Below are 9223 nucleotides of genomic sequence, written 5' to 3'. Positions count from 1 at the left end.
GTGCTACGGGCGTCAGCGGGAGCGACCCGGCACTCGGCCCACCGGTGCCGGGTCGCTCCCGCTGACGCCCGTAGCACCGAGTCCCGGCGGGACCAAACCTTCCGATCGCCAGATCCTCGTGGACCACCGCCCGCCCAGTACCGCGTGCCCGCAGCCCGCGCCGCCGACCGCTGGAACACCCCACCACGGAAGAAGCCCATGCACCAGGACAACCCCCTGATCACCTTCGAGCGAGAGGGACCACACATCACCGCGTGGACCAGCACCCCCTCCTCGCCTGTTGTCTCCGAGGATCCGAACGAGGATCACCGGTACGGCTACCTCACCGCTCCCCTCCACCAACGCGGCCTGGAGGTCACCGTCGAGTACGGCCTGAGCGACTACATCGTCCACGCCGCCCTCCCCGACGGCAGCTCGCTGATCATCTCGCCGCCGCAGGAACCACCCAGCGAGGAGCCCGAGTTCCCCGAAAGCTGGACGGCGATCCGCCACCGGGACACCGGGCCCTCGGTGTACGAAGAGATCTACGATTCGGAACCCGGCGGCCCTGACGCCCGGTACGGCGGCAGCGTCCCGAGTCTGCTCGCCGCCGTCGACACACGACTGGACCAGCTCGGTGTGCCGCCACGCCCCGCACAGCAGCGCTCCTCGCAGGAGCGCGTCGCCGACGTCGTGCTCCACCGTGCGGGTTTCATCGCCGCCGTCTCATTCGACGGGGAGCGCTACCACCGGCTGCCCTCGGCCATGACCGATCCGACCGAGCAGCGGCGGGCCGTGACCCGGGCTTTCGCAGCGCTGCAGGACGAGGGCTTCACCGTCCTGTGCGACTCGGCCCTGCTCACGTCCAAGGGCCGAAGTCCTATCGACCGGACCGCCCTGCCAGCCTGTGCTCCGCCACGGGTGAGCGCTGCTCTCGCGCCCTCACCGTCGGCCGCACCACGCACGGTCCGCACACGCCTGGCGACGGACCCTCCCCCACGTCCCGTGCTTCCACCCGCACGTCCCTCCACCACCCCTGGTCGCTGACCTCTTCCCGTCTCGGAGTACGCCGCATGCCTCTCACCCGCAGAACCATTCCGGCCCTCGACCTCCCTCGTCATCGAACCACCGGATGGATCAGCCGTGTTGCCCACCTCCGCCGAAGAACTGCTTGCCGACGTCACCGTCGGCCGCCACCCCGACTACGGCATCGTCGCCGCGAACCCCAAGAACCTCGCCGCCGGCACCTGGATGCTGGAGCGGCTCGACTTCCGCCCCGTCCTGGGCGAGCCGACCCTGTACGCCCTGACCGACCAGCAACGTGACGGGCAAGGCCGCGCCACCCGGGCCGTCGCGCTGCTGCGCAACGCCGGCTTCCGGGTCGACGCGGACGCCGTCTTCAACCCCTCCCTGGTACCCGGCGCGAAGCCCGTCCCGGCCCGGGCTCCGCACGCCGAGCCCGATGTCGCGTTCGCCGAGCATCCGCGGCTCGGCGTCGTCGCGGCCATCGACAACCGCGCCTCCGGGCTCACCGGGCTCGCCCTGGTCGAACACGGCTGGCGACACGATCAGCGCCTGGACATCTACACACTGCCCGCCGCCACCAGCCGCAACGAGTCCCTGGGGAAGGTCGCCGACGCCACGCTGGCCCTGCACCGTTCCGGTGTCCAGGTCGCGGTGCAACCTCGCCTCGTCCAGGACGTAGCGGCCCGCCACCGCCCCGGGCCCACATCGTCCCGCGACCGCATCCAGGGCGCTGGCCGTAGTTCTCCGATCGTGGCCGCCGCGCTCGCCACCAGCCCGGCCCTCGCCAGTGTCCCGGGCAAGACGCCGGCGTCGGCCCCCGCCACCTCCGTCGCGGCGGCCCGGCCCGTCGACCCGCGCATCGCGTTCACCCGCGACCGCTGACCCAACTCCCGTAAGGAATATCTCCCATGGCCGTTGCCGGTACAGCGGGATGTTCCAAGGTGCGGAATGCCCGATGCCGCGCCGGTGTTGTCTGGCTCCGACAGTGCCCCGCCTGCCCAGTCCCGCTCGACGAAGTCCTGGTACGCCCGCTCGGCGGAGATGTCAGAGCAGTGGAATAGAGTCGCCGTTCCGGCCGGAGGCCCGGCCGTCGAGGGGGAGTTAGCGTGCGTATGGGCAAGTGGTCCAGGTACACGGATTCTGGACTCGCTCGATGGGGACCTGACCCCTGCTGCAGACTCCGTGGACAAGGAAGTCAAGGCATTGACCGGCTGACCGCACGCACCAACGGCAAGTTGGGAGGTCCGCCATGACCGACCAGTCCCCCGACCTCTGCTAGACAGTCCGGGCCCGTTACGCGGCCTCCGCTCTGAAGGGCACCCAGAGCGGGACTGCTTGCTGCGGACGGTGTCGCTGTCGGTGATCAGCGCGATGAGTTCCGGTGTCCAGTTTTCGAACTCCGCCGCGATCCGCGCAGTCGCGGCGGCGGCATCGGTCAAATCGATGACGGCGAACCAGTCCAGCGGCTTGGACAGCGCCACGTACATGTGCAGGGTGTCGCCGCTCTCCCGGTGGGCGAAGATCTCCCTGCCCGGCGAGGGCGCGATCATCATCACGCCGCCGACCGCCTTCGCGGCGGCTGGGTGCCGGGTGCCGGTGTCGAACAGGTACGTCTCGACGAACAACGTGCCGGCGTACAAGGGCACGGCGCCGGAGAGCAGCGGCCGGACCCGCGACCAGGCGCCGTTCGCGCCGACCAGCACGCTCGCGACGACAGATGGTGCCGTCGGTGAAGGTCACCTCGTGGCAGTCCTCGCCGAGGGCACGGACACCTGCGGCCTTGTGCCCCCACCGGACGGTATCGGCGTCATGAACACCTGGTCCCGCACCCCCTGGAGCAGACCAGGGATATCACTGCTGGGAGAGCTCGACCGCCTGGCGGATTCGCGAGTCGACGATTCGGGAGTGGGCAAGATGGCTGAAGTGACCAGCCGAATCAGGGTACTGGCGCAAAATGCCCGCGACAGCGGCCGCGGCATCGCCCTGCAGGCTGTCGAGCCAGGGACTGATCCGCTCCTGGGCATTCCACTGGTCCCACGCACCGTCCCAGATGCACATGGTCTGCGTGGCTTCGTCGAGGAGGTCCCACTGCTGCTGGGTAGCTGCTTGCTCGGCTATCTGACAGAGCCACTTCGCGACCTGGCTGGCCTGCCCGAACTGCACTATGTGCGTGCCGTCACCGTCAACGTGGTCGGCTAGGGCCTGCAGGACGGTCTGCGCGCGGGAAGGGTCTCGCGTGAGGGCCGAGTATGCCTGGCTCACGGGGAGCTGGGTGAGGACATCCACATAGAGCTCGTAGTCGTCTGCATGGTCGGTGAGCAGAGTGAGGAGTGCGTCAGCTGCACCGATGCGGTTGATGCTGGCCTTCTGGACGAGGCTCGTCGCCCGTACGTGGGGGGACTCGGGGATGGCTGTGAGCTCACGTTCTATCAGGGCGATCAGTTCGCCGATGTTCTGGGGCCGGCGGGAGGGGTCTTGTTGTGTGGCTGCTCTGACGATGCTGCGCCAGGGGCCTGGGGTGGCAGGGAGCGGCGGGGATCTGGCCGGTGACGGCCCAGGCGATGACCCGGCCGACGCCGTAGATGTCGCTGGTGGCTTGGGGCGTGCCTTGGTTCGTCGTGAAGATCTCCGGTGCGGTGAAGCCTTCGGTGCCGATGCCGAGGCGCGTACGCCCGACCTTGGTGGTCTGGCCTGGTGGACGGCGGACGGCACCCCAATCGGCGAGCACCCATCGGCCGTCCAGGAGAAGGATGTTCGACGGCTTGATGTCCCGATGGATCCAGCCTGACTGGTGAGCTGCACCCAGTGCTGAGGTGAGGGCGTCGATTAGGGCGCGCAGGCGTCCAGGGTCCTGGAGTTCGGCTTGGTGGTCTTCGGCGGTGCCGTCTGCCCAGGGCATGGCGAACCATGTGAAGTCGGTGCCGTGGTCCAGGATGGGCATGGTGTGTGGGTGTCCGTTGAGTGCGATGCCGACCTCGATCTCCCGTCGCATGCGGGCGCCCCGGCCTTCGGTCGGATACTTTCCGTGCAGCTGCTTCACTGCCACGCGGGTGCCCGTCGCTTTGTGGGTGGAATCAAAGACGTCTGCCTGGTTGCTGTCGGGGTGAGGCAGGCGGGCGCGGTTGTAGTCGCTCCGGTCGCCCTTTGCCTGTTCGCGAACCGTGGCGTAGACGTCCGACGCGGAATGGGCTGGCGTGGCAGGGACAGCGGCGGCCAGGCCGGAGAGAGACGTGGTGGAGAGTGTCGGCGCCGCAGTTGGCCTTCCGGCGCCGGTGCTCGTCCGGCGGGCTTCGTACACGGGGTAGCCGCTGATCACGGAGGCCGGACGGAGCTGGTATCCATCTGGCGCCAGGGCGTCGTTGATCAGCGCCAGAAGGTACTCCACCTCGTTCGAATCCGCCCGGACGGCTGGATGGATCATCTCTGCCAGGAACCGGAGGAGAGCCGCATCCGGCCCGTCGGCGAGCCCGAGGCGACTGTCGGTGAAGACCCAGTCGTCTTCCCAGTCCTCCGGGTTGTTGAGGCGGTGCTGGACGATATCGTCCTCGGCTGTCGCGAAGCGGGGGTCGAAGCTCGGCAGGCGGCCAAGGTCGTAGAGCCGGCTGAGGAAGGCGATCTCGTCCAGACCGCCGGACCAGGTGGAGGGCGCTGCTCTGAGGGCGTCGAACAGGCGCCGGCGAGTGGCCTCCGTGATGGCTTGTGTCGCTAGGGAGTTCATTCCCCTTCCCCAGCGCCGCGTCGCGGTCGAGCGAGCTGCGGCATAGAAGTCGGGCAGACCGAGAGTGTGTACCTCTACCGGGATTCGGCCGGCGAAACCGAACTGTTCCTGCCCGAGCGATAGCTGGTCTTGCACGTGAGGGCTCAGTCGGGCCTCTCCCGCCATCGCTGCTACCAGGTGCACACGGCAGTGCCGTGAACTGAGCGCCATGTCTATCTGGTTGGTCATAGCGTGGATGCGTGCGTTGAAGCCCCTGTAACGGCGGTCCGCAAGCCGCTGCAAGGCGTTCACGATCTTGGCGGCATTCGACGAGTCGAAGCCAGCCTTGCCAAGGTCGCTCCACTTGGCCTGGACGAACCAGATCTCGGTGTGATCGGGAGAAATGGCGATCGCGTCGATGCCGAAGTCGTCAGGCCCGTCCACGACGGAGTCGGCAGCTTCCTGCGGCCTGCAGCCAATGAGCAGCTCGACGGCCTTGGCGGCCAGAGCGCGGGAAAGAAACACGGGATCCCGTCGCTCCGGCGGCAGGGAGGACGTGTCGGTCATGTCGATCAAAGGGCGGTAGATCCGCGCAAGATGCTCTCGGACCAGGCGCAGCGCTATTGGTGCGGTGGCGTCTTCCATCCCGTGTTCCTTTCGTGTCCCCCTGGTCGTGCATCGCTGTGGCCTGCCCAACGGCAGGGCGCAGCCTCAGGTCGGCATAACTTCCACGGCGAGCGGGCTGGCCAGCACGCAGCGCGAAAGACCGCCCTCGGCGGGCAAGTCCGCGGTCACCCGTGCGAACCCATACATCCACGCCGCGGTGCCGGCGCCCTCGTTGCGTGTGTCGACAGCGGTGAGGAGGTCACGCACACCCGATCCATTCACGCACGCGAAAGGCGACTCGGTGCCCTCAGCCACAGGGTCGTGCTCAACGGACAGTGCCCTGACGACATGGCCTGCCGTGGTGAGGAACGTCGTGCCGATGCTGGAGCCTCCGTCTATGCCCAGTACGGGGCCGTCCACCACCGTCGGCGCGAATCCGATCAGATGGCGGGCCGACCCGTGCAGCAGCAGGCGACAAGCCGCTTTGTCGTCGTACTCGGAGTCCTGACCGGGCACAGGGTCGGCAAACAGCACCATGTGACGGTAGCCCCCGCGCAGCGTGACGCAGTGGAGAGGGGCTTCGAACCACATCCAGTCTCTCGGACGCAGCTCGTCGTCAGCGAACCAGCGGGCCTTCTCTTCAAGATGCTTGGATATCTTCTTCAGTCGGCGCAGCCGTTCCCACTCGCCATCGGCCGCAGGTGCGTCCACGTCCACGCCCCCCACAGGCGTATTTAACCGCAGAGCCCCCAAGAACCGCAGCCGCCCAGGCTCTGACAGGAACTGACTGATCTTCCCGTCCGACAAGTAGACGAACTCGCGCAACTCCAACCCCCACACGTCCATCGCCCCGGCCTCATCTTGCCAGCCTCCACCGTCTACTCCGCAGTCCGCCTGACCGAACGTCACGGCGGTCGTAGTCTTGATCGACGCTGGCGGGGTGCGCTGCGAGACAACACACGGCCGTGAGACCAGCTTGCTCATGGTGGTGAGCCCCACACTGGCTAGTCAGAAAACACACTCGCGGACCCACGGCTCGCAGGTCAGCAAAGGCCCTCCTCACGCATATGGGTCGGACTTCCGTCGCCATGATGACTCGTCAGGGCGATGCCCGCAGTGAATGGCGGATTACTGCGGCAGACGACCTCACCGAGCTACTCCAGGCCGCCACTGACGCCGACCGGCCCAGCGAGAACCCCCGCTTCTAGCTGTCCCGTGCCCCGCTTCGGCGGGGCACCGGTGCCTCCTCTCCCACCAAGGCCAGGGGCCGGGTGAGCAGGGCCTCTATCAGGGATCCCCGGCCGGGCCAAATCCCGAATCCTGCGGATTCTCTCCCTGTTGGTCCGGTCTCCCGGGCCCTCGTTTCTTCCTTCTCTTTCGAGGTAGACGTCGTGATCGCCCATCTGCAGCGCGCCAGCGACACCGCCGGCCTGCTCGCGTACCTGTACGGGCCGGGTGAACGCGGTGCCCACGTCGGCCCCCGGTTGATCGCGGGCGACGGTCACGGGTCGCCGATCGAGCTGCTCGCCGAGCCGGGCTCGCTGCCCTACCTGGCCCATGCTCTCGACGCTCCGGTCGAGCGGCTCGGGGCACGTTCGCCCAACCGGCCGACGTGGGTCTGCTCGGTCCGTTCCGATCCTCACCGGCCGGACCTCACCGACGCGCAGTGGGCTGTCGTCGCCCGCCGGTTGGTGTCCGCCGTCGGGATCGCCCCGGAAGGCGATCCGGATGCCTGCCGGTGGATCGCCCTGCGCAACCAGCCCCGTCAGGTGCACGTCCTGGCCACCCTCGCCCGTGAGGACGGCGGCCTGCACCAGGGCTATCGCGACGCCTTCCGCCTCCAGACCGAGTGCCGCCGTATCGCGGCCGATCTCGGGCATATGCCCACCGCACCCCATCCGACTTCCCGTGCCCAGGAGACTTCTGTGCCTGCCCCTCTCATCACCATCTCCTCCGAGGCCAGCGGCAGTGTCGTGGCGAAGGGCGCCAATGAAGATCTTTCCGCGATGATCCTCAAGCACGCCGGCTTCCGGCAGATCGAGGACTGGCACGGACGGCGCCACCGGCTTCCCACCACCACCGCGGTCGCTGACCGGGTCGCCATCGCCAGCCACGCGGCCGAGATGCTCCGTGCCGCCCGTTACGGCGTCGATCTCGCTCCTTCCCTGGACGTGGCCCGGATGAGTACTCCGGCGAATCCCCTTGGGCCCTACGCTGCCGGAGCCGCGCTCCTTCAGATCACGGACCGCATCAGGTCGGCCGAGAACGGGGCGGACCTTCGGCAAGCGGTCGACCAGCTCCTTCACCCCGAGCACGGGGCCCCGAACGTGTCCGGGAAGCGCTGGAGGCGGCGAGCGAACACATCACCGACCTCGACAACGAGGCGTACGCGCTGGCTGACCGGTTCGGCTTCGCGGCGGAGTTCGTCAGCTCGGCGCAGTCGGAGGTCGTCGACTCGGAGGACGAGCTGCGTCGTGCCGGCGGCCCGTCCCAGGCCGAGACGCGGACGCGGTCCTCGGATCTGCCTGCTTCCCAGAGCGCGGCGTTGGCCGTGTCGCCTGCGGCGGCCAAGGCCGAGGTCGTCTCGGTCTTCGGTATCGAGTCCACGGATGCCCGTGCGGCTGCGCGCCCGCCCCGTGCCTCCGGTCCTCGGCGGTGATCGAGTGTTCTCCTCGTCCGCTTCATCCGCCGGCCTGTCGCGTACGTGCTTCGTGTGCGGCGTCACCGCCGGCAACCCCGCCGTCCGCGAACGGCTCTCGTCCTTCGCCGACAGCCTGCCCCTGCCGGTGACGCCGTGACTCCGCCGCCTCTGCCTTCCGCCCCCAGACCCAGGACCGTTCCTGCGGCTGGAGCACGCGCTCCACCCGACCTGGCCAGCCAGCACCACCAACTCACGGAGGAACCGTGCCCGAGTTCTACTCCAGCATCGGCGAGGCCATCGGCGCCGCGATGCAGCACAACATCCGGCACGCACACCGCAGCGTGGCACCGAGCTCCGACAAGCCGCCGCGGGTCCGACACCTACCCAGCGCTTCCGCCGACCCGTACTCCGTCCCCGGGACGATCGCCCGTCTCACCGCGGACGCAACGCCCAAAGAGGTCTTCGAGACCTGGACGCGACTGGCTGCCGCCCACGTCATGCTCCAGGACGTTCAGGAGCAGCTGGCAGCCGCCGAGGACGGGATCACCGCGTGCCCTGCCGAGCGGACCAACCCCCGGTACCACGAGAGGGTCAACGTCTTGCGGACCCGGGAACTGCTCGACGACATCCTCGGCACCAGCCCGGTCGCCGCAGAGCCTCCCGCCCGCGATCCGGACGCCGACCGCCGTAGTGCCCCCCCCCGTGGTTCCAAGCCGCAGACCGGCCCCCGACAACCGTCGTCGCCCGGCACCGAAGGAGTCCCGGCGCGCACCCCACCGCGCCGCTCTCCAGAAGGGCCCTCCATGGCCAACCTCGCCGACACCTAAGGCACCGACGTCGAAATCTTCCCCTGGGCCGATGACTTGGTCTGGGCCGACTGCCGGACCGGCCTGCCCGAATCGGCCCACCACATCCTGCGCTCCTGTGGTTTCGCCGCCCCCGGCAACCCGGGCGATCCCGCCTCCTACAGCCTCGCGTCGCGCCTCGTCGGCCCGGACCGGCAGCTCGCCTCCTCCTCTGCCGCGAGCATGCTGGCCGACCTGGGGTACCGCGTCGCGATCGACCCGTCCTTGGCCGTCGGCTACGTCGGAGAGGCCGTCGCTCCCGAGGCCCGACGGCTGGCCGCTGCCCCTGGAAAAGAAGGCTCCTGCCTCCCGGTCACTGACCGGGGACAGGGCCCCGGTGGGCAACAGCGACCTGGTCACCAATGACCGAGGACAGTCGCACAAGGCCGCTGACCTGCTCGGACAGCCGGACATGGCACGGCCGGTCAC

At 68.7% G+C, this 9223-nt stretch carries 7 protein-coding genes and 1 pseudogene; 4 read left to right on the top strand and 4 right to left on the bottom strand.

Annotated features, from left to right (window positions below; all coding sequences use genetic code 11):
* Positions 1-198: 198 nt before the first annotated feature.
* Entirely contained in the window at positions 199-1026 is an 828-nt protein-coding gene (locus tag EAO70_RS39220) for a hypothetical protein (RefSeq protein ID WP_261992876.1), read from the top strand.
* A 96-nt stretch (positions 1027-1122) separates the two neighbouring features.
* Entirely contained in the window at positions 1123-1887 is a 765-nt protein-coding gene (locus EAO70_RS15370; protein ID WP_261992875.1) for a hypothetical protein, read from the top strand.
* A 463-nt stretch (positions 1888-2350) separates the two neighbouring features.
* Here the strand turns inward: EAO70_RS15370 and EAO70_RS39215 are convergent.
* The 4 genes and pseudogenes from EAO70_RS39215 to EAO70_RS15345 all read right to left on the bottom strand — a co-directional run.
* Positions 2351-2811: pseudogene (locus EAO70_RS39215) on the bottom strand (FAD-dependent monooxygenase); the annotation flags it as partial.
* A gap of 45 nt (positions 2812-2856) precedes the next feature.
* Positions 2857-3267, bottom strand: coding sequence for a hypothetical protein (locus EAO70_RS39210; protein ID WP_148003549.1), 411 nt, complete (start codon positions 3265-3267; stop codon positions 2857-2859).
* Between the two features lie 157 nt (positions 3268-3424).
* Positions 3425-5347 carry a protein kinase domain-containing protein gene (locus EAO70_RS15350; RefSeq protein ID WP_148003548.1) on the bottom strand — a complete coding sequence of 641 codons (1923 nt, stop codon included), beginning with the start codon at positions 5345-5347 and terminating at the stop codon, positions 3425-3427.
* Positions 5348-5413: 66 nt separating this feature from the next.
* Positions 5414-6292 (bottom strand): SAVMC3_10250 family protein, encoded by an 879-nt coding sequence (locus EAO70_RS15345; RefSeq protein ID WP_148003547.1) that lies wholly within the window; start codon positions 6290-6292, stop codon positions 5414-5416.
* Between the two features lie 407 nt (positions 6293-6699).
* Here EAO70_RS15345 and EAO70_RS39205 point away from each other — a divergent pair, with 407 nt between their 5' ends.
* Positions 6700-8106 carry a hypothetical protein gene (locus tag EAO70_RS39205; protein ID WP_261992874.1) on the top strand — a complete coding sequence of 469 codons (1407 nt, stop codon included), beginning with the start codon at positions 6700-6702 and terminating at the stop codon, positions 8104-8106.
* 106 nt (positions 8107-8212) lie between these two features.
* Positions 8213-8776 carry a hypothetical protein gene (locus EAO70_RS15335; RefSeq protein ID WP_148003546.1) on the top strand — a complete coding sequence of 188 codons (564 nt, stop codon included), beginning with the start codon at positions 8213-8215 and terminating at the stop codon, positions 8774-8776.
* Positions 8777-9223 lie beyond the last annotated feature (447 nt).

Source organism: Streptomyces sp. adm13(2018), from assembly GCF_008042145.1.
In the GTDB taxonomy this organism is placed as follows: Bacteria; Actinomycetota; Actinomycetes; order Streptomycetales; family Streptomycetaceae; genus Streptomyces.
The sequence above is the reverse complement of the archived record's forward strand: the minus strand, read 5'-3'. Positions and strand labels throughout refer to the sequence as shown.